The 21,068-nt window shown below is 65.6% G+C and carries 11 protein-coding genes; 5 read left to right on the top strand and 6 right to left on the bottom strand.

Translation table 11 applies throughout. The features are described 5' to 3' along the window. Nucleotides 1-56 precede the first annotated feature (56 nt). Both HB634_RS20580 and HB634_RS20575 read right to left on the bottom strand, forming a co-directional pair. Nucleotides 57-1,085, bottom strand: coding sequence for a LacI family DNA-binding transcriptional regulator (locus HB634_RS20580; protein ID WP_063573777.1), 1,029 nt, complete (start codon nucleotides 1,083-1,085; stop codon nucleotides 57-59). A gap of 64 nt (nucleotides 1,086-1,149) precedes the next feature. After that, complete coding sequence (locus HB634_RS20575; protein WP_213949953.1) at nucleotides 1,150-2,439, bottom strand: sugar MFS transporter; 1,290 nt, start codon at nucleotides 2,437-2,439, stop codon at nucleotides 1,150-1,152. Nucleotides 2,440-2,835: 396 nt separating this feature from the next. Here HB634_RS20575 and HB634_RS20570 point away from each other — a divergent pair, with 396 nt between their 5' ends. The 3 genes from HB634_RS20570 (at nucleotide 2,836) to HB634_RS20560 (ending at nucleotide 9,137) form a co-directional block, all read left to right on the top strand. Then, nucleotides 2,836-3,861 (top strand): glucokinase, encoded by a 1,026-nt coding sequence (locus tag HB634_RS20570; RefSeq protein ID WP_213949952.1) that lies wholly within the window; start codon nucleotides 2,836-2,838, stop codon nucleotides 3,859-3,861. A gap of 119 nt (nucleotides 3,862-3,980) precedes the next feature. After that, the gene (locus HB634_RS20565) at nucleotides 3,981-6,713 is read left to right on the top strand and encodes a TonB-dependent receptor (protein WP_213949951.1); all 2,733 of its coding nucleotides are present in this window, start codon (nucleotides 3,981-3,983) and stop codon (nucleotides 6,711-6,713) included. A gap of 147 nt (nucleotides 6,714-6,860) precedes the next feature. After that, nucleotides 6,861-9,137, top strand: a complete 2,277-nt coding sequence (locus HB634_RS20560) for a family 20 glycosylhydrolase (RefSeq protein WP_213949950.1) — start codon at nucleotides 6,861-6,863, stop codon at nucleotides 9,135-9,137. An 82-nt stretch (nucleotides 9,138-9,219) separates the two neighbouring features. Here the strand turns inward: HB634_RS20560 and HB634_RS20555 are convergent, their stop codons facing one another. Beyond that, complete coding sequence (locus HB634_RS20555; RefSeq protein ID WP_213949949.1) at nucleotides 9,220-13,527, bottom strand: DEAD/DEAH box helicase; 4,308 nt, start codon at nucleotides 13,525-13,527, stop codon at nucleotides 9,220-9,222. A gap of 96 nt (nucleotides 13,528-13,623) precedes the next feature. Here HB634_RS20555 and HB634_RS20550 point away from each other — a divergent pair, with 96 nt between their 5' ends. Both HB634_RS20550 and HB634_RS20545 read left to right on the top strand, forming a co-directional pair. Further along, nucleotides 13,624-15,876, top strand: a complete 2,253-nt coding sequence (locus tag HB634_RS20550; RefSeq protein WP_345777522.1) for a glycoside hydrolase family 3 C-terminal domain-containing protein — start codon at nucleotides 13,624-13,626, stop codon at nucleotides 15,874-15,876. A 43-nt stretch (nucleotides 15,877-15,919) separates the two neighbouring features. Beyond that, on the top strand, nucleotides 15,920-16,696 hold the full coding sequence (locus tag HB634_RS20545) for a transporter (protein WP_213949948.1): 777 nt from the start codon (nucleotides 15,920-15,922) through the stop codon (nucleotides 16,694-16,696). On the opposite strand, the gene HB634_RS20540 is transcribed toward HB634_RS20545, so the two are convergent. The 3 genes from HB634_RS20540 to mprF all read right to left on the bottom strand — a co-directional run bounded on the left by HB634_RS20540 (nucleotide 16,693) and on the right by mprF (nucleotide 20,869). Next, the gene (locus HB634_RS20540) at nucleotides 16,693-16,854 is read right to left on the bottom strand and encodes a hypothetical protein (protein WP_213949947.1); all 162 of its coding nucleotides are present in this window, start codon (nucleotides 16,852-16,854) and stop codon (nucleotides 16,693-16,695) included. The two genes, HB634_RS20545 and HB634_RS20540, sit on opposite strands and share 4 nt — an antisense overlap. A gap of 644 nt (nucleotides 16,855-17,498) precedes the next feature. Beyond that, nucleotides 17,499-18,293 (bottom strand): AcvB/VirJ family lysyl-phosphatidylglycerol hydrolase, encoded by a 795-nt coding sequence (locus HB634_RS20535; RefSeq protein WP_063573503.1) that lies wholly within the window; start codon nucleotides 18,291-18,293, stop codon nucleotides 17,499-17,501. Continuing rightward, entirely contained in the window at nucleotides 18,290-20,869 is a 2,580-nt protein-coding gene (gene mprF, locus HB634_RS20530) for a bifunctional lysylphosphatidylglycerol flippase/synthetase MprF (RefSeq protein ID WP_213949946.1), read from the bottom strand. Before mprF ends, HB634_RS20535 begins: the two co-directional genes overlap by 4 nt. Nucleotides 20,870-21,068: the final 199 nt, after the last annotated feature.

Genomic DNA, 21,068 nt, shown 5'->3' with positions numbered 1-21,068 from the left:
TCGCCGATGAATCGGCTCCTACAAGGAGCTGTCCTCGCCGACAGGATGGGTAAGGTTCACAGCCGCCTCGGCGCCGTCGACCCACGCACCACAAGATCGGGGCTGAAGCCCTCGTTCTCGATGATGTGCTCGTCGCCATCCCGCTCGAGTTCCGCAATGAGACGCTGCGCCGCGTGGCGACCAATCTCTTCGGTGTTCTGCCGCGCGGTAGTCAACGCCGGCCACGACTGCTTGGAGAACGGACTGTCCTCGAAACCGGCGATGGAAAGCTCCCACGGCACGTCGACACCACCGGAGCGTGCCGCCGCAAGAACACCGGCGGCGATCTCGTCGTTCGAACCGAAGATGGCGGTGGGCGGCTCCTTCAGGGCAAGCAACTTGCGCGCCCCGCGGAAGCCGTCGTCGAAGGAGTAATCGCCCTCGACCACCAGCTTCTTGTCGACCGGCAGCCCGTATTCGCGCAGCGCGTCCTCGTAGCCCTGATACCGCTCGGGGCTGGAACGATGCTCCTTGCCGCCCCAGAGGAAGCCGATCCGATGGTGACCCAGCTGGATCAGGTGCTCGGTAATCGCGTAGGCGGCATCGCGGTCGTCGACGAAGACACAGGGCCAGCCGTCCTTGGGATCCTGGCGCGCGGAGATGATCCGCACGAAGGGAATCTTGTGTTCGGTCAGCGTCGCCAGCAACTGCGGCTGCTCGGACATGGGCGGGGCGAGCACGAGGCCGGCCAGGCGGTTACGCCGCACCAGGTCGCTCAGTTGCTCGGCCAGCTTGGGCGCCGACGAGTCGCAGGGATGGATCTGCAGGCCGAAGCCACGCTCCCGGCACACCGACAGCACGCCATTCTGCATGGCAATGACGTAGTGGGCGTTGGGGTTGTCATACACCAGGCCCAGCGCGTACGTCCGGGCGCTGCGCAGGCTGCGCGCCGCCTGGTCGGGCTGGTAGTCGAGTGCATCGATGGCGCGCTGCACCTTGTCACGGGTGCGCGCATGAACGGATGGCTCGTGGTTGATGACACGGGAGACGGTCTTGAGTGACACGCCGGCCCGCTCGGCCACGTCCTTGATGGTAGGGCTACGCAATCTCGGACCCTCAATAGCAAGACGGCCATCCTAGCGGATGGCCGTTACGTAGCGAAGGCGGACTTTAGTCCTTGATGTGCTGGCCGACCCGATGGCCGGCGGCGCCGTAGTACAGGATGTACAGGTAGCAGGGGACCATCAGGCAGAGGAACACCGCCTGGAAGTTGTAGCTCTGCTTCAGGTGGGCGAAGGCGACCGGAATGATCGCGCCGCCGGCGATGCCCATGATCAGGAAGGCCGAGCCGAACTCCGTCAGCGCGCCCAGGCCCTTGATCGCCAGCGGGAAGATCGCCGGCCACATCATGGCGTTAGCGAAGCCCAGCGCGGCGACGAAGCCCACCGCGGTGTACCCGGTGGTCATGTAGGTGCCGATCGAGAAGATCACGCCGAGGATGGCCGAGAGCGCCAGGTACTTCTGCTGCGAGACGAACTTCGGGATCAGCAGGAGGCCGGCGATGTAACCCAGCAACATCGCGAACAGGGTGTACGAGGTGAAGTGCTTGGTGTCTTCCGGGGTCATGCCGAAGCCCTGGCCGTACGTGCCGATGGCGTCGCCGGCCATCACCTCTACGCCGACGTAGACGAACAGGCAGAGCACGCCGAGCCACAGGTGCGGGAAGCTGAAGATGCTGCCCTTGGCATGGCCGATGGCGCGCTCGGAATTCGCGCCGGAAGGCTTGATTTCAGGGAGCGAAGAGCGAACCACCCAGATGGCGAGTACGACCAGCAGGCCAGCCATCACCATGTACGGCATGTGCACCTTGGCGGCGAATGCGGCGAGCAGGGCATCCTTTTCGCCCGGCGAACCGGCGGCGGCGATCTGCTTGTCGAAGCTGCCGATATTGCTCATCACCACTGCGCCGAAGACGAAGGGCGCGAGTGCACCGGCCACCTTGTTGCAGATGCCCATGAACGCAATGCGCTGCGCCGCGCTATCGATCGGGCCGAGGATGGAGATGTACGGATTGGAGGCCGTCTGCAGGAGCGAAAGGCCGGCACCGATGACGAACAGGCCGGTCAGCGCACCCGGATAGACGCGCATCGTGACGAACTGGCCGAACAACACGGCACCGATCGCCATGACGAACAGACCCAGGCCCATGCCTTTCTTCATGCCGGTCCTCTTCAGGATGAAAGACGAGGGCAGGGCAAGGAAGAAATACGACAGATAGAACGCCATCGGAACCAGGAAGGCCCCGACATCGTCCAGGTTGAAAGCGAGCTTCACGAAGGTGATCAGCGGGCCATTGAGCCAGGTGACGAAGCCGAATATGAAGAACAGGACGCCGATGATGATCATCGGTACCAGACTGGATTGCCGTGTCTCTTCGACGCCGACCGCGGTGGATGACATGGGTGCTTCCCCTCGTGTTGTTTTCGGTATCCGTGCGGCGGCACCGCCGGATACGCCCCGATTTGTCGCCTTTATTGACTCGTGTGCGTAACGTTGTCAATTGGCTTTTTACGCCACCCCACCCAGCGCACCCCCGTTTGTGACTTTCGATGTCGCGGCGCGTCAAACCCCTGATCGCCCATGCATTCCCCGTGCCGCAGGCCGCACCAGGCGGCGAATCGCCGACGAAGACGGGTCGCCGCAAACGTTTCCTGCTGCGGCGCAGGATGGAATGGTGGATGTCCTAGCCATTTGTCCTGTTGACAACGTTGTCATTTGACTCACAGACTCCGCTCAAATCAGGGGCGTCACAGAAAGTTCATGTGACGACGAACGAAAAGTCATAAGGGGCGGGGCGTGGGCGAATCGGCCAAACAACGGGAAATCGTGCGTGCTTCGCGTTCCGGGGCGTTCATCGCCGCCGACGTGGGCGGGACGCATGCCCGTATCGGTCTGGTGCGTCGCGCCGCCGGTTCCACCGCCATCGACGTGCTTCGTTACGAGCGTTACGCCTGCGCCGACTGGCCGAGCCTGACCGCCGTCCTGCAGGACTTCGTCGGCCGGCTGGATGGCCAGCACCACATCGAACATTGCGCCGTCGCCAGTGCGGGCTATGTGCTCGGCGACGCCATCGTCAACGAGAACCTGCCCTGGCCGGTCTCGATCGGCGATATCCGCGACAGCCTCGGGCTGCTCGGCCTGGCCGTGGTCAACGACTTCGAAGCCGTCGCCTACGCCTGCCAGTTCCTCGAGAACCACCAGACCACGCCGATCATCGAAACCGCCGCCACACCGGCCGTGGGTCCGATCCTCGTCATGGGGCCGGGCACGGGCCTGGGTTCCGCCGTCCTCCTGCCGGGTTCGCCGCACGCCACCGTGCTGCCGACCGAAGCCGGCCAGATTTCCCTCGCGCCGGGTAACGAGCGCGAGGTCGCGATCCTCGGCGAACTTGCCCGCGGCCGCGACTACGTTTCCTACGAGACGGCCCTGTCGGGTCCGGGTCTTGTCCATCTTTATGAAGCCATTTCGACGCTGCGCGGCACCCCCGCGACGCTGACCGAACCTGCCGCCGTCACACGCGCCGCGCTCGACGGGAACGATCCCGCCGCCGTGGAAGCACTGGATGTTTTCTGCGGCCTGCTCGGCAGTTTCGTCGGCGATCTCGCCCTTCTCTACGGCGCCCGCGGTGGCGTGTTCCTTGCGGGCGGCATCCTGCCCCAGGTTCGCGACCGCCTCCTCGCCAGCAGCTTCGCCACCAGGTTCTTCAACAAGGGCGTTATGCGCGCCTTTCTCCAGCAAGTACCGGTACGTCTGATGGACCACGGACAGTTGGGTGTGATCGGTGCCGCCGGTCTCTACCTGCACGGTTCGAACGCTCATTGAAGAGCGGGAAAGGAACGCAGGCTCAGTACAACAACCGGGTCGAAAGACCCTTCGATAGCAACGAAGCATGACGCGGCCGCGAAACCCGTCACTGCTACATCCTCTGAGGGGAGGACACCATGTCGCATCGTAGAAACCTGCTGACGGCGAGCATCATCGCCGGACTCTGTTGTTTCACCGGATACGCCGCCGCGCAAGACGCGACGCCGCCGCCGGCAAAGCCGCAGACTGCCCAGGAAAAAGCTGACGCCGCCAAGGCAGCCCAGCTCGAGGGCATCACCGTTACCGGCATCCGCGCCAGTCTCGAGAAGTCTCTCGACACCAAGCGCAATGCCGACGCCATCGTCGAAGCGGTCACCGCCGAAGACATCGGCAAGTTCCCGAACACCAACGTCGCCGAAGCGATGACGCAGATCCCGGGCGTCACGATCGACCGTCAGTTCGGCCAGGGCGACCGCGTCTCCATCGACGGCACCGACCCCAGCCTCAACCTTACCTTCCTCAACGGCCAGCCGATCTCGCAGACGCCGTGGCAGTACGGTGCACAGCCGAACCGTGGTTTCGACTTCACCATGCTCGCGCCGGAAATCATCGGTCGCCTGGAAATCTACAAGTCGCCCGAAGCGCGCCTGACCGAAGGCAGCCTCGGCGGTACGGTGCTGCTGCATACGCTGGAACCGCTCGACCTGCCGGCCAACACGGTGCGCGGTTCGTTCGGCCTGAACTACAACGACCAGGGCAGTGGCGGCTCGCGTCCCACCGCGTCGGCGTTGTACAGCTGGAAGAACACGTCCAACACCTTTGGCGTGATCGCTTCGGCACAGCACTACGAGGAAAAGATCGACCGCCAGGGCCTGGAAATCTTCAGCTACAGCCCGGTTTCCAAGTGGGCAGCGAGCCCGGCCGTCGCCGCGGGCATCGCCAATGGTTCGCTCAACCCGAACGCGAAGGTGCCCGACGAGGTCAACTCCGCCTGGTTCCAGCAGAACCGCAAGCGTGACACCGCGACCCTCGGTTTCCAGCTGAAGCCGGTGGATAACTGGAACGTCGATTTCAATAGCCTGTTCATCCGCGAGAACTTCGACAACTGGAACCAGTCGATGTACCCGTTCACGGGTAACGCGCCAGGCAACGTGACGAGCTTCACCCAGGGCCCGAATGGCGTCGTCACCGGCGGCCATGTCTGCGGTAACGACAATGCGGGTTGCCCGGCCATCGGCCCGACCCTGATGGACAGCAACGTCCGTAAGTCCGTGGTCCGCACGTCGGCGTTCGACCTGAAGTCGAGCTACGACGGCGACGGCTGGAAACTCGGTGGCGCAGCCGGCTACAGCAAGGCTCGCAACGACGATATCTCGCAGGCCGTGATCGAGCCGCAGTACGCGGGCGGCTACACCTGGGACATCAACCACGGCTTCAACTTCGACAGCCCGGCAGCGGCGAAGAACCCGGCCAACTGGCACATGGGTGACGCGGACGGCCTCGGTGGCTGGCCCGGCAACTACGGTGATTACAGCGCGAATTCGCGTGACACCTACGCCCAGCTCGACTTCAGCAAGTACTTCGACAACTTCTTCAACGAGCTCCAGGTCGGCTACCGCTGGAACCGTCACGAAGAGGGCATGAACGCGCACGTCTACGGCGGCAATGGTCCGACCTCGCTCGCCGACCTCGGCACCGACGGCCTGACCAACGTTCTCGGCAGCGTGGGTGGCTGGGACGGCTCCTCGCAGCACGTCAGTGCCGATCCCAATGCGCAGTACGCCTGGGTTCGCGCGACCAACGGCGGTAACGAGGATCCGGGTACGTTCCTCAACGGCACGTACAAGCTCATCGAGAAGACCAACGCCGCCTACGCACAGCTGAACTTCGCCGGTGGCGGTTTCCACGGCAACCTGGGCATGCGTTACGTCGACACCAAGACCGACGGCTTCGGCTACAACTACTCGGGTGCACCGGTGCTTCCCGCTCCGGCCGGCAGCTACCAGAAGGCGTCGCAGACCAGCAAGAACTGGCTGCCGTCGCTCAACGTGGCCTACGACCTGACCGACGACATCATCCTGCGTGCCGCGGCCGCCAAGGTCATCGCCCGCGCGCCGTACAACATGCAGGTCAACAACCTGTTCCTCAACGACACGGTCCTGACCGGTTCGGGCGGAACGCCGGACCTCAAGCCGTACAAGTCGAAGAACTTCTCGCTCTCCGGCGAGTGGTACTTCGCACCGCAGTCCTACTTTGCGATCACCGGCTTCTACAAGAAGATCGACGATTACATCTTCCAGGACGTGGTGCAGGAGCAGCACTTCAACTCCGCGACCTCTACCGATCCCGTTCAGTTCGCCAAGGAGCTCGCAGCCGGCCTCTGCACGGCTGATGGCTTCTGCACCTACGACATCTCCCGCCCGGTCAACGTCGGCTCCGGCAAGGTCAGGGGTGGCAACGCCAGCTTCCAGCAGGCATTCTGGGATACCGGTTTCGGTGTCACGGCGAACTACACGTACGCTAAGGGCACGCTCGATTCGGGTGGCCAGCTGCCGTACAACTCGAAGAATGCGTACTCCATCAGCCCGTACTACGAGTTCGGCGCGTTCAGTGCCCGCATCAACTACAACTGGCGCAGCGCGTACCTCGCCGGTGGCTACGTGGCCGGTGCGCCGCCCGCAACCACCGAGGCCTACGCCGATCTCGGCGCGACGATCGGCTGGAAGTTCAACAAGCAGATCTCGGTGACGCTCTCGGGCATGAACCTCGCCAACGAGCAGTACAAGCAGTACATCGGCACGAAGGACTTGCCGGTTGCGAAGTACACCACCGGTCGCCGTTACATGGCTTCGGTGCACTTCGACCTCTGATAAAGCGTCATGGATACGCGGCCACGGAAGGCCGCAAACCCCTCGAAGCTTCATTCCCCACGGGCCCGACTACTCATTATCGGGCCCGCTTTTTTTTGTGCGTTTCCGGCACAATCGGGCGGTTGCCCGAATTCACAGGAGCTGTCGATGCGCCGAACTCTCTTCCTCGCCATGGCCTTTGGCCTTACCGCTTGCGCCAGCCAGCCGAGGCACGAAACCGGGCCCGTCGACAACGTGCCGCTCTCACTCATTCCACAGCCTGCCTCGCTCCAGCGCCTGCCGGGACACTTCAGGCTCGATACCTCGACCACCATCGTCGTCCCGACAGGTAACGCCGCGGCTAAGAAAGTCGCCACGCAACTGCAGGGCTGGATACGCCAGGCGCGTGGCACGGAGATCGCCATCGCCGAGGGCAAGCCGCGCGACGGAGCGATCGTCCTGCTTACCGACACGACGACCAAGGGCCGCGAGGCGTATACGCTCGACGTGAACAGCAATGGCGTGCGGATCGCCGCCAACGATGAAACCGGCCTGTTCTACGGTGCGGTGACCTACTGGCAGCTGCTGACCGATCCGGCATCGCAGAATGGCGTGCCCGCCGTGCACATCGTCGACGCGCCGCGTTTCGCCTGGCGCGGCCTGATGCTCGACTCCGCCCGTCACTTCCAGTCGGTCACCGAGATCGAGCACCTGCTCGACCAGATGGCCCTGCACAAGCTCAACACCTTCCACTGGCATCTCACCGATGACCAGGGCTGGCGCCTGCAGATACTCAAGTATCCGAAGCTGACGGAGGTCGGCGCCTGCCGCAAGCCGGTGGGTCCGGACGTCGCCCTCACCGGGGACCCGGAACGCCCGTACTGCGGCTTCTACACGCAGGACGAGGCGAAACAGATCGTCGCCTATGCCGCAGAGCGACACATCACCGTGGTACCGGAGATCGAAATGCCGGGACATGCGCAGGCGGCCGTCGCGGCGTACCCGCAGTTCGGCGCCGGCAGCAAGAAGCTCGGCGTCTCGACGGACTGGGGCGTCAATACGGCGCTATTCAACGTGGACGATGGCACCTTCACCTTCCTGCAGAACGTGCTCGACGAAGTGATGGCGATCTTCCCGTCGACCTATATCCATGTCGGTGGCGACGAAGCTGCCAAGGACGAGTGGGAGCATTCGAAAGCGGTCCAGGCGAAGATGAAATCGCTCGGCATCGACAACGAGGAGAAGCTGCAGGGCTGGTTCGTCGAACGTATCGGCAACTATCTCGACCAGCACGGACGTCGGATCATTGGCTGGGACGAGATCCTCGACGGCAAGGTGCCGGCGAGTGCGACGGTGATGTCCTGGCGCGGCACCAAGGGCGCGATCAAGGCGGCCAACGCAGGGCACGACGTGGTGATGGCACCCTCGCCGACGCTCTACCTGGACCGCCTGCAGTCCACCCTTCCCGACGAGCAGCCGGGCAGCCCCCAGGTGCAGACGCTGAAGAACGTGTACGACTTCGATCCGGTGCCGTCGGATATCGCCGCGGACAAGGCGAGCCACGTGCTCGGCGCGCAGGCCACGGTGTTCACCGAGTACCTGCCGAACTGGTATCGCACGCAGCACGCCGTTTTCCCGCGCATTGCCGCGCTCGCCGAGCGGACATGGTCACCCCAGGCGGACTGGAACAGCTTCGTGGCGCGCATGCCCGCTGAGATGTCGCGTTACCGTGCCGCGGGCATCGTGCCTGCCGATGGCGCGTATGCCGTGGCCATCGCCAGGGCGGCCGCGGATAACGACAAGGCGAAGGTCACGCTGTCCACCCAGAATGGCTACGGCACGATCCGATACACCACGGATGGTTCAGCCCCGACCGCTCAGTCCACGGCCTATACGGCGCCCTTCGACGTACCGCTGCCGACGACGATCCGCGCGAACGCCTTCGACAACAGCTTCGCCCTTGCCGGCCCGCGCGACGAAACCGTCGACGCGAAGTCACTCCTGCGGCGCAGCAGCGACCAGCTCGATACCTGTGGCGACAAGCTCGTCCTGCGCATCGAGTCGCCGGACGCGGTCAACGGTGCGCGACCGGTGTACAAGGTCGACATCATGAACACCTGCTGGGTGTGGAAGGGCGTGAAACTCGACGGTCGCTATGGCGTTGACGTATCCGTGGACCGCCTGCCGTACAACTACGCGCTGTGGAAGGACACGGTGGGCATCGTTTCACGCAAGGCCCGCTCGCGTGCCGGCGAGATCGAGGTGCATCAGGATTCGTGCGACGGCCCGAAGATCTCGACCATCGCGCTGGACAAGGCGAAGGACGGGCGGGCGACGTTGCAAGGCATCTTGCCCAAGCGCGAGGGCGTGCACGACCTGTGCTTCGTGATCACCGGTAAGCCGGGGCCGAAGATCTGGGTGATCGGGGATGTGCAGCTGCGCTGAGGAGCATCGCCGCTGAAGCGGCTCCCACAGGGAGCGACAGCCCGCTCTGTGTGGGAGCCGCTTCAGCGGCGATGCCTTTGCCTCAAAACGACATCGCCGTCGGAAATGTCGCGTGCCTCTGCAATGCCGAACGCGCGTCCCGTTCGTCATCGCCCTCGAGTGGCATCAGCGTGACGAACTTCCCGGCGATCATCGCCGCCAGGGGCATGCCGTCACGGATGGCGATACGTGTGCCAAGCACCGCAGGAATCTTTGCGGCTCCTGCGATGATCGTGCCGACAAGATTCAGCGGATCGGTGCCCGCGATGCAGACCATCTCTCCGTCATGCTCGCGGTGACGGATCTGCCGCAGGGCTGCGAGTGCTTCCGGTAGCGCGAACTGCTCGCCCACCAGACCATCGACGAAACGGCCGCCGCGGATTTCGCCGCGTGCCTCCAGGCGATGAAACACCCGGCGCAGGTCTCGCCATGCCGGCAACCAGGCCGCCTCACGTTCGAGAATGCGCCAGCTGACCACGCCATAGCGGCGCAGCAGTGTGCGTGCCATATGGTCGAGCCCATCGGCATCGTTGCGCTGTTCGGTCGGCCGACGCGCAAGCGACCAGCGCCCCGCATCCTCGATACCACTCATCATGTGCCGTCGCGCGCGGCGCTGGCGACTGCCGTTGCGCTTGGACGCCGGGAGCAACAAGGCCCGCAACCCGGCAAAGCTGTCCGCGGTGACGCGGCCGGCAGCCACCAGTTCGCCGAGTGCGTCTTCGAGTTCGGTGCGCAGCAAGCGCGTGGTCGATGCGAGCTCATCGAAGAACAGCGCGCCTTCGTCGCGAAGCGCATCGGCCACGGCCTGCGCTCGCGACGACAGCGGCAATTCGTCGGAGATCGCCGGTGCCGCCGCCGACCAGATCGGCAACTGCCGGCGCGGCAACAGCACGATGGGCGTGGAACGAACGGGCCCGCCGCTGCCCGTACCCAGGCGAAGGCGACTCCATACCACGCGACCGGCCCGGCAAAGGTCATCGAGCCAGCCGATGCTGTAGTCGCTGACACGGGCCGGCAGAAGTTCGGCCTCCCAGCCACCCGCGGCGGCCTCGAAACCTTCGAGCTGCGCGATCACGCCGGCCAGCGCGTCGGGCCCGGCGACCTGCGTGTTGCGGGTCACGTGCTGCCAGTCGAGCAGGAAGCGCATGAAGTCGCGCGGGGCGACCGGTTCGATCTCGCGGCGCAGGCGCCCGATCGTGTAGCGATGGATACGGGCGAGCAGATGGCGCTCGCACCATTCGACCTCCGTGGTGCCCGGCGAGAACGGTCCGCGCATGACATAGCCTTCGGTCTCGAGGGATGTCAGCGCGAGGTCGAGAGCGCCGGCATCCACACCGAGCGACGAGGCGAGCACGCGGGCCGGCACGGGGCCAAGCCCGCCGAGGCGCCCTCGGACGATATCGACGAGTGCGGATTCCGGCGTCCATGCCTGCACCTCGAACTCAGCCGGGGCGGCCATCGCGGGCGAGAGCGATGCGTCCGGGTGGATGGCGCGCCACGTCGGCAGGCGCTCAGCGGCCACCCACAGCGACACCTCGCCGTTGGCAAGTTCGGTCGCGCGCGCGTCCCTGGCCAGGCTGCGTAACAGCCCCGTCCACGAAGGATGCTCGCGCATGTCGTCCCCGGTCACCGCGCCAAGGAGCATGAGTGCCTCATGCATTTCGTCGGCGTTACGGGCTTCCGGCCATGCTTCCTCGCGTACGGCCGCGATCGCCTCGGCGTCGAGCCGGCCAAGATCGTCGGCCGTCTCCGCCTCGTTCCAGCGGCGCGACTGCACCGCCTGTGTCCGGCGCTCTTCCAGTGGCGCGTCGTCAAGAAAGGCATACGGCGCCGCATTGAGTATCTCGGCAGCCAGCGGCGACGGCGTGGCGAGGTCGCGCGAAAGCATGCGGATGGCGCCCGATTCCAGTCCGCGCAGGATGGTGAGCAGACCTTCGCAGTCCATCGCTTCGTGCAGGCAGTCGTCGAGCGTCTGGTTGACCAGCGGATGGTCGGGAACCTCGCGCTCGCCGACGAGGTTTTCGGCGCACGCCACCTGGTCGGGAAAGACGGTGGCGAGCAGGTCTTCGCTCTTCATCCGTTGCAGCTGGGGAGCGACCTTCTTGCCGCCGGTGAAGCGCGGCAGCGCCAGTGCCGTGGTCGCGTTCCAGCGCCAGCGCACGCCGAACAGCGGCGCGTCGAGCAGGGCCTGGATCAGCACGTGCTCCGCGGAGTTCGAGTGCAGGTAACGCGCCACTTCTTCCAGCGGGAAACTATGGCTGGTGGACAGTGACAGCACGATGGCGTCTTCGGTCGCGGCAGCCTGCAGTTCGAAATTGAATTTGCGGCAGAAGCGCTTGCGCAGCGCGAGGCCCCAGGCGCGATTGATCCGGCTGCCGAACGGCGTGTGGATGATGAGCTGCGTGCCGCCGGATTCGTCGAAGAAGCGCTCCATCACCAGCGTGTCGCGCGTGGGCAGCGCGCCGAGTGCCGCGCGTGCACGGAACAGGTAGTCGACGACCTGTTCGGCCGCCGCCTTGCTGAGGCCCAGATCGCCGGTCAGCCAGTCGAGCGCTGCCTCGCGGCCACCTTCGTCGAATTTCTCCGAGATATCCGTGCGCAGGCGGGACACGCCGATCGAGAGTTCGTCGGTGCGTCCAGGCGCTTCGCCCAGCCAGAAGGGAATGTTCGGTGGCTGCCCCTGCGCATCCTCGACACGCAAGCGGCCCATTTCCACGCGCATGATGCGATAGGACCGGTTGCCGAGCTGGAACACGTCACCCGCGAGGCTTTCCACAGCGAAGTCTTCGTTCACCGTACCGACCACGATCGCCTGGGGTTCGAGCAGGACGTTGTAGTCGCCCGTGTCCGGAATGGTGCCGCCGGAGGTCACCGCGGTGAGCTTTGCCCCGCGTCGCTCACGAAGGCGCTTGTTGACCGCATCGCGGTGAATGTACGCACCGCGCGGGCCGACACGCGTGGTGAAGCCCTCCGCCAGCATGCGCACGGTCTCGTCGAAGGTCTCGCGCCTGAGTGCATGGAACGGATACGCGCGACGCACGAGGTCGAACAGCGCGTCCTCGTCCCATTCCTGGCACGCGACTTCGGCAACGATCTGCTGGGCGAGTACGTCGAGCGGCTGAAGGGGCATCACCAGGGCATCGAGTTCGCCGCGACGCACGCAGTCGAGCAAGGCGGTGCATTCGACCAGGTCGTCGCGCGATGTCGGAAACAGACGCGCCTTCGGCGTGCCGCCGACGGCATGGCCGGCGCGACCGGCTCGTTGCAGGAAGGCGGCGATGGAACGTGGCGAGGCGATCTGGCAGACCAGGTCGATATCGCCGATGTCGATACCGAGTTCGAGCGAGGCCGTGGCGACCAGGGCACGCAGCTCGCCCTTCTTCAGGCGTTGCTCCGCGTCCAGGCGCTGTTCGCGGGACAGGCTGCCATGGTGGGCCGTGACCGCCTCGCGCCCGAGCCGCTCGGAAAGGTGTCGCGCCACGCGTTCAGCCATGCGCCGCGTGTTGACGAAGATCAGGGTAGTGCTGTGTTGCTCGATCAGGTTCGAAAGCCGGTTATAGACCAGCTCCCACATGTCGTTGGACATCACCGCTTCGAGCGGCACCGGCGGTACCTCCAACGCGAGATCGCGCTTGCGCGTATGGCCGATGTCGATGATGGCGCAGTCTTCCTTCGCACTGCCGGTGAGGAAGGCGGCCACTTTCACGATGGGCTTCTGCGTGGCCGAAAGCCCGATGCGCGTGATACGACGCTGCGCCAGCGATTCGAGGCGCTCCAGTGACAGCGCGAGGTGACTGCCACGCTTGCTCGACGCCACGGCATGGATTTCGTCGACGATCACTTCGCGTACGTTGGCCAGCATCGCGCGGCCCGACGCCGAGCCGAGCAGCACGTAGAGCGACTCCGGCGTGGTCACCAGGATGTGCGGCGGACGCTTCTTCATGCGCTCGCGGTCGGACGATGGCGTATCGCCCGTGCGCACGGCGGTGCGTATCTCGAGATCCGGTAGCCCCTGCTTGCGCAGCTCCTCACGAATGCCGGCCAGCGGGGCCTCGAGGTTGATGCGGATATCGTTCGAGAGCGCCTTGAGCGGCGAGACGTAGAGGATGGTGGTCCGGTCCGCCAGGCCGCCGTCGCGTACGCCCTCGCGCACCAGCATGTCGATCGCCGAGAGGAAGGCGGTGAGCGTCTTGCCGGACCCCGTGGGTGCGGCGACGAGGGTGTGTCGGCCGGAGCGGATCGCCGGCCACGCAGCCACCTGCGCGGCCGTGGGCTCCGGAAACGTGTTCCCGAACCAGGCGGCAACCGCCGGATGAAAGGCGTCTAGCGTTGTCGACTTTTGTGAATTCATTGAATCACTTAAGTGGGGTCCAGGGGTCCACGGGTCAAGTTCCAGCCTAACGCGAAGCGGTCTCGTGGGTTGCGATGAAAACGTTACTGAGGGAACGTGGCGCTTTCCCCCCGGATCGACTTCGTGACCATGCCCGATACCGCGCGCCGCACTGCCCTCGCCTTCGCCATCACCGCAGGTCTCGCCGCCACCGCCAGCGCGGCCACGCCGCCGCCCTCCCGGCCCTGGATGGATCGCTCGCTGTCGGTGGATCGCCGGGCCGAGCTCGTCGTCGCGGCCATGACCGACGATGAGAAATTTCGCCTGATCCGCTCCGACTTCGGCCTTGTCAGCGATAAGCACGGTGTGCCCGAGGGCGCCGTGGGTGGCGCAGGCTACGTGCCCGCCCTGCCACGTCTCGGCCTGCCCGCCATCAATGAGACGGACGCCGGGCTGGGCGTGAACAAACCCGGTATCGACGGCAAGGGTGCCATCTCGCTACCGGCCGGACTGGCCACGGCGGCCAGCTTCGACACGGCGGTGGCCCACGCCGGCGGCCGGATGATCGGCGGTGAGGCCCGCGGTAAGGGCTACGGCGTGCTGCTGTCCGGTGGCGTCAACCTGCTGCGCGATCCGCGCAACGGTCGTAACTTCGAATACGCCGGTGAGGATCCGATCCTGGCCGGCAGCATCGTCGGCGCCACCATCAAGGGCATTCAGGAACGCAAGATCGTCGCGACGGTGAAGCACTTCGCCATCAACGACCTCGAGTCCGGTCGCAACACGCTCAGTTCGGACATCGATCCGGTCGCCCTGCGCGAATCCGACCTGCTCGCGTTCCAGATCGCGATCGCCCATGGCGACCCCGGTTCGGTCATGTCCTCGTATAACCGCGTCAACGGCACCTACGCCGGCGAACACGACTGGCTGCTCAACCAGGTGCTGAAGCAGGAATGGGGCTTCAAGGGTTTCGTCATGTCGGACTGGGGTGGCGTGCACAGCGGCGCCAAGGCGGCGCTGGCCGGCCTCGACCAGGAATCGGCGGGCGAGGTGTTCGACGCGGAGGTGTTCTTCGACAAGCCGTTGCGTGCCGCCGTCGCCTCGGGTGAGGTGCCGAAGACGCGCCTGGACGACATGGCCCGGCGCATCATGCGCAGCCTGATCGCGCACGGCGTCATCGACGATCCCATCCCGACGAAGCCCACCACGCCCGTGCCCTACGACGCCGACCGCAAGGTCGCCCGCGACACGCTCGAGGCCGGTGCCGTCCTGCTGCGCAACCAGGGCGGCCTGTTGCCGCTGGCGCGCCAGGGCCAGTCGGTCGTGGTGATCGGCGCGCACGCCGACAAGGGCGTGCTTGCCGGCGGTGGCTCGTCCACTGTCACCGACGAAGGCGGCGACCCCGTGCCGGGGCTGCAGCCGACGGGATGGCCGGGGCCGGTGCGTTACCACGCCTCCGCACCGCTGACCTTCATGCAGAAGCTGGGGACGAAGGTGAGCTTCGACCCGGGCACCGACCCCGCCGCCGCGGCGAAGGCCGCCGCTGGCGCCGACGTCGCCGTGGTCTTCGTCACGCAGTGGGCCGCCGAGTCCTTCGATGTCGCCGACATGGCGCTACCCGATGGCCAGGACGCGCTCGTCGCCGCCGTGGCGAAGGCCAATCCGAAAACGGTGGTCGTGCTGGAAACCAACGGCGCGGTGAAGATGCCCTGGCTCGACAGCGTCGGTGCCGTGCTGCAGGCCTGGTATCCCGGCTCGGGCGGCGGCGAAGGCATCGCGCGCCTGCTGTACGGCGAGACCGCGCCCTCGGGTCGCCTGCCGATGAGCTGGCCGAAAGACGAAACCCAGCTTCCGCGTCCGACCATCCAGGCGGCCGGCCTGTACTCGAAGGAGAAGCCGGCGGACAACGTCGACTACAACATCGAAGGCGCCGATGTCGGCTACCGCTGGTTCGAGAGAACCCGGCGCGAGCCGCTGTTCGCCTTCGGCTACGGCATGACCTATACGAGCTTTGCGTACAGCGACTTTGCCGTGGATAAGGACGCCAGGGGCCACGCCGTCGCCCACGTTACGGTGAAGAACACCGGTAAGACCGCTGGCGCCGATGTGCCGCAGGTCTACGTCACCGCCCCGGGCGCCGCCACGCGACGTCTGGCCGGCTGGAGCAAGGTGTCGCTGAAGCCTGGCGCGAGCCGCCGCGTCGATATTCCGCTCGAGTCGCTCGCCCTGGCGCGTTACGACGATGCAGGCAAGCGCTGGCGCGTGGCGCCGGGTACGTACGCGGTGAAGCTCGGCCGCTCGGCCAGCGATATCGCCGCCGAGGCCACGGTCACGGTGGGCGAGAGCTTCCCGGTGGTGAAGGCGCCCTAGGCGCCTGCACGACACGGCGACACGGGATAGCCACAATGCGCGCATGAACCTGCGCCCCGCCCCGATCGTCGCCACCCTCCTGTGCCTTGCCTCGGCACCTGCCTTCGCCGACCCGCCGGACTTCGACCGGCCCGGCGCAGGCTTCGCCACCAGCGTGCTCCCCGTGGGCACGCTGGCGCTCGAACAGGGTCTGCCGACCTATGAGCGCCAGCGTCAGGACGGGCTGCTCGACAAGACCTACACCGCCGATAGCCTGGTCCGCATCGGGCTGGGCGGCCCCGCGGAACTACAGGTGGGTGGCTCGACGTGGAACCGGCTGGAAGAAAGCGGCGGTGGCTCCCGCCGTCATGCCGTTGGCCACGGCGACACCAGCGTCGGCCTCAAGATCGCGCCAGGGGGTTCCGGTGAGACGGGCACGTTCAGCTGGGCTGCCCTGGGTCAGGTCACGTTCGCCAACGGCGATCAGGATTTCAGCAACGGCGCGAAGGAGTACACCCTTGGCGCCACCGGCCAGTGGAAGCCGAACGACACCTGGCAAGGCACCTTGTTCGCCAACGTCGATCGCCTGCAGGGCCGCAACACCTGGACCCTGGCACCGACCTTCGGGCGCAAGCTTGGCGACAACTGGATGGCTTACGTGGAAACGGATGCGATCCACGATGCCGAGGACGGCAACGAGTTGCAGGCAGGCGGAGGCGTGGCATACAGCATCGGTGACCATGCCCAGCTCGACGCCTACGCCCTGCACCGCATCGGCACGCACGGCCCTTCAGTAGTCGCCGGCCTCGGCGTCTCGATCTTCTTCGGCAAGAAGAGCTAGCGATTGCTTCTACGCATGGCGCGCACCAGCAGCGCCGTAAGCACCAGGCCGATGACCAGCCCGATGCCACCACCCCAGACGGCGCCCGTGCGCGAGTCGATCGCGTAACCGATCCCGAAGCCCATCAACATGAACAGTGGTAGAGGCAGGCATCCCATGGCTCGATGCTACCGAGAAACCCACCCGAGATAAAAACATGGCCCTCGCGCTCACGCGGAGGGCCATGACGGACGTCCCTTGGTCCGGTGGCATGAGCCACACCAAAACGCGGCCCGACAAAGCCGGCGCGGCGTTATCGCCGATGAAGGGGGGATCGATCCTGTTACCAGGGACTGACGGCATCCTGCCATCGGATCGGTCATCGGCGATTCGGTCGTCCCGACTGGCTTCTGGCCAGGCGGGACACGGGATCTATAGTGCGTAGGTGCGCCGACGACGGATATAGGAGGATTCTTAAAAACGTCCGCTCATTTCTGACGTCGATGCTGCCTGCGTGTTATGTCAGGCGCTGGCGTGGCGCTCAGGTCGCGGTCGGACGCGGCGATCGTGCGCATCGCGCGCCGGTGTCGGCGGCGCCGGTTTCGGTACGGCCTGGGCCATGGGCGTGCCACGGCTTGCGAGGCTGCGTAGCCGCGCGCAATCGGAGGACCCGTAGTCTCGTTTTCCCGGTTCTCGTTGCATCGATCGTCTCCTGCCTTCGTCCCCCCGAGCAAACAGCGTGATCCGGAAAAGAGAAAATTCCGGTGGCGCGGCGGTGAACGTTTCGTGACAGGTCTTCACGGGCCCGGAGGCCCGGGAACCGTTAAGGCGGCGTGGAGACGGATGCCGCGGCAGCGGGCATCCGCTCGATCAACTCCGTGGCGAGCTGCTCGTAGTTCTCGTCGAAATGGTGCGAGCCGGCTTTCTTGTAGACCGTGACGAACGAAGGCAGCTTCGGATCGGTGCAGCCACTGTCGCTCGCATCTTCGGTTCCGTAATAGCAGGCCATCGGCGGCTTGCCGCCGAGCGCCAAAATCGGCGGGACCGCGTCGGTATGGACCACGGGATTGAGCCACTGCAGGAGGTTGTGCGTGTGCGTCGTCCACCAGCCCTGCTGCATATAGCCCTCGAGCTCGATCTCGAAGTTCACGTCACGGCTGGCGGACAGCAGGACGAGCTGGCTGAGCTTCGCGCGGTTATCCGGGCGCAGCTTGCCGACGATGGTCGGCAGCACGTCGGCACCGAAGGAATAGCCGATCAGGAGCACGCGCTTCTTGTTCCACTGGGCGGTGTAGCGGTCCAGCAGGCGATCGAGGTCGTGGGCCGATTCATCGGGCGAGCGGTAGCGCCAGAAGTACTTGAAGGTGCTCACGCCGGCGACGGGGATGCCGCGTTGCGTGAACACCGCGCCCAGGCGTTGGTCGAGATCCCACCAGCCGCCATCACCGGAGTAGATGACGACGAGCAGGTCTTCCTCGCCGGCCGGCGCGGCCTTCAGTGCCGGCAGTTCGACGGTCGATACTTCCATCGAAGCGTGTGTCCACGGATGCCAGGCGAGCAGGCCGAGCACGACCGCCGCAACGAGGACGATCAGGATGTAACGCAGGACCTTTTTCATCGACGCACCACGCCGCCCAGACCACCGGAAATCAGGCTGGCGACGTTGGCCAGTGCCAGCGGCAGGCCGATGCCTCCGCCGACGGCGATGTAGCGCGGCTCCCATTCGGGATCGAACTTGTCCTTGTAGCGATGCAGCCCGCGGAAGTTGTAGAAGCGTTCGCCGCGGCCGAACACCATGGCGCCGAAACGGCTCCACAGCGGCGCGGTGCGACGGTTCTGCAGACCCGATAGCGGAGCCATGCCGAGGTTGAACCAACGATAGCCTTCGGCCTTCGCCCAGACCATCAGTTCGATGAACAGGAAATCCATGATGCCGGAGGGTCCGTCGGGCAGGTGGCGCATCAGGTCGACGGAGGCTTCTTCCTTCGTCGCCGTCACGAAAACATTGGCGAAGGCGACAGGCTCATCGCCCTGCCATACCACCGCCATGGGCGTACGCGCGAGATAGCGCTCGTCGAACAGGCCGAGCGAGAAACGCTTTTCACGCACTTTCTTGTCGCGCATCCAGGCGTCCGAAATCAGCTTCAGGCGCGGCAGCAGCGCGGGAACGCCTTCGACGGGAACGATTTCCATGCGCAGACCGTCACGGGCGAGCTTGTTGACGGTGCCGCGCAGGGTCTTCTTCGACTTACCGTCGAGGTTGAAGGTTTCCAGGCGCACGCGCGCCTCCTCGCCGATCTTGAGCAGGCTCATGCCGACCTCGAGGTAGAGGTCGAGGTCCTCCGGACGGACCTGGTAGAATAGCGGCCAGCCGCCAGCGCGTTCGCATTCCTCGCGGAAGCGCCAGACCAGTTCACGGCGCGCATCTTCGTTCTCACCGACCGGGTCGCCCATGGCCACCCAACTGCGGCCTTCGATGTCGTACATGATGAAGGCGCGGTCGTCCGGCGCGAACATCAGCATCTTGTCGCCGACCAGGGCGAGGTGGGCCTGGGCCGAGGAGAAATGTTTCAGCAGCGGCATGGCGCGCGCCAGGTCGGCGTCGCCCGGCAGCGCACGGCGGGTGCGTGCGGGACGGATGAGGTTGGCCAGGGCGAACAGCATGACCACCGCCGTGGCGCCCACCAGCGCGCGCAGCGCGCGCGGGGCGCCACCGTGGTGAAAGCTGAATTCCCACCAGAGGTTGTTGCTGTATTCGACATGCTTGAAGCTGAAGAACACCAGCCACGTGGCGCAACCGAGCACGGCGGCGATGGCCGCCATCCAGCCTACCGAGAAGCTGGCGCGAAACAGCGAGGCACGCCGGTAGAAGTGGCGATGTGCCGGGGCAAGGGCGAGTGCCAGCAGCGATAGCAGGGTCGCTTCCTCGTAGTCGATGCCCTTGAGCAGCGACAGGACGGCGCCGACGATCAGCAGCACGAGGGTCAACACATAGGCGGCGTCGAGACGGCGCTGCAGGCCGCGGGCGAGGATCAGCAGGAGCATGCCGACGACGCTGGAGAGGAAATGCGAGACCTCGACCAGGGGCAGCGGCACGAAGCCACGCAGGATTTCCATGCGCCCCGGTATCGCCAGGGTGGCGCCCGAGAAGAGCAGCACGGCGCCGGCAAGCAGCGTCAGGCCGGCGAAGAACGGCGGCAGCAGGCTACTGAACCACGGCGTGATCAACGCCGTCTGGCGCAGGCCGCGGATCTCGCGCCAGATGACCATGAGGGTGGCCACGCCAAGCGGCAGGAGGTAGTAGACGAGACGGAAGGCCGTCAGTGAACCGAGGATCGGGGCCTCCAGGCCATGATTTCCGGTAGCACCGAAGCCAGCCAGCATGACCGCCTCGAAGACGCCCAGGCCACCCGGCACGTGGCTGATCAGTCCGGCCATTTGCGCCAGCACGAAAATCGCCAGGAAGTGGCCGAATCCGCCCACGATTTCCTGCGGCATGAGGACGTAGAGCACGCCCGAAGCCAGGCCCCAATCGAGCGCGCCAATGAGGATCTGCCGGGCCGCGACCTGTGGGGTCGGCGTATGGAAGGCCCAGCGCCCGATGCGAAGGGGTCGACGCACCAGCGCGGCGGCGGCGAACCAGGCGAGTGGAACCAGGGTGAGCAGGATCGCCAGCGGAATACGCAGGCCCGACAGCGGCACTTCCGGCGGAATCGGCACGATCAACAGCGTCACGCCGGTCAGGGCGGCAAGGCCGAGCCAGAAACTCAAGGTGGTGTAGAGGACCACGCGGGCTACTTCGCCCGTGCTCAGTCCAGCCTGCACATAGAAGCGATAGCGGATCGAGCCGGACACCAACAGGGACATGCCCAGCGCATTGGAGAAGGCGTAACTGATAAAGGAGATGAAGCCGACGCGCTTCGCCGGCAGGCGCCGCCCGATGCTGGCCAGTCCGAACCAGTCGTAGAGCGTCATCACGGCGAAGCCGGCGCCCGTGAGCACGATGGCCAGGGCGATGTCGGCATTGGGCAGGCTGTGCACGTAGGCGCCGATCTGCCGGTACGTGACCTCCGTGGCCATCGCGTGCAACGCCCACAGCGCCAGGCACAGGAGCAGGAGGGACAGCAACGGGCCGCCCGCTCGACGTAGCAAAGTCGCGTACATCGCGGGCTTCGTCAGGGGCGTGTCGTTCATTGGCAGCTCCGCCCTCGTCTCGTGCTCCACTGCGTCCGCGGCTCCATTGGTTATCGTAAGGTCGTGTAGGGTGCCACAGAGCGCGTTCAGGCGGCAGGTCGCCACGTGCACGGCGTTCATTATGGGGCCCGGGCGGCTTCGGAAGCTTGCGGTGGGGGCTGGGAAAGCCTTACGTAAGCTGCCTTAATTACCCTTTTGG

It is taken from the genome of Luteibacter sp. dw_328 (genome assembly GCF_018449605.1).
Lineage (GTDB): Bacteria > Pseudomonadota > Gammaproteobacteria > Xanthomonadales > Rhodanobacteraceae > Luteibacter.
This window is presented reverse-complemented; position numbering and strand designations above follow the sequence as displayed.

Coding starts and splice junctions, on each gene's coding strand:
- HB634_RS20555 (WP_213949949.1), bottom strand. CDS start 13,527: ATGAATTCACAAAAGTCGACAACGCTAGACGCCTTTCATCCGGCGGTT.
- HB634_RS20565 (WP_213949951.1), top strand. CDS start 3,981: ATGTCGCATCGTAGAAACCTGCTGACGGCGAGCATCATCGCCGGACTC.
- HB634_RS20540 (WP_213949947.1), bottom strand. CDS start 16,854: ATGGGATGCCTGCCTCTACCACTGTTCATGTTGATGGGCTTCGGGATC.
- HB634_RS20535 (WP_063573503.1), bottom strand. CDS start 18,293: ATGAAAAAGGTCCTGCGTTACATCCTGATCGTCCTCGTTGCGGCGGTC.
- HB634_RS20575 (WP_213949953.1), bottom strand. CDS start 2,439: ATGTCATCCACCGCGGTCGGCGTCGAAGAGACACGGCAATCCAGTCTG.
- HB634_RS20545 (WP_213949948.1), top strand. CDS start 15,920: ATGAACCTGCGCCCCGCCCCGATCGTCGCCACCCTCCTGTGCCTTGCC.
- mprF (WP_213949946.1), bottom strand. CDS start 20,869: ATGAACGACACGCCCCTGACGAAGCCCGCGATGTACGCGACTTTGCTA.
- HB634_RS20560 (WP_213949950.1), top strand. CDS start 6,861: ATGCGCCGAACTCTCTTCCTCGCCATGGCCTTTGGCCTTACCGCTTGC.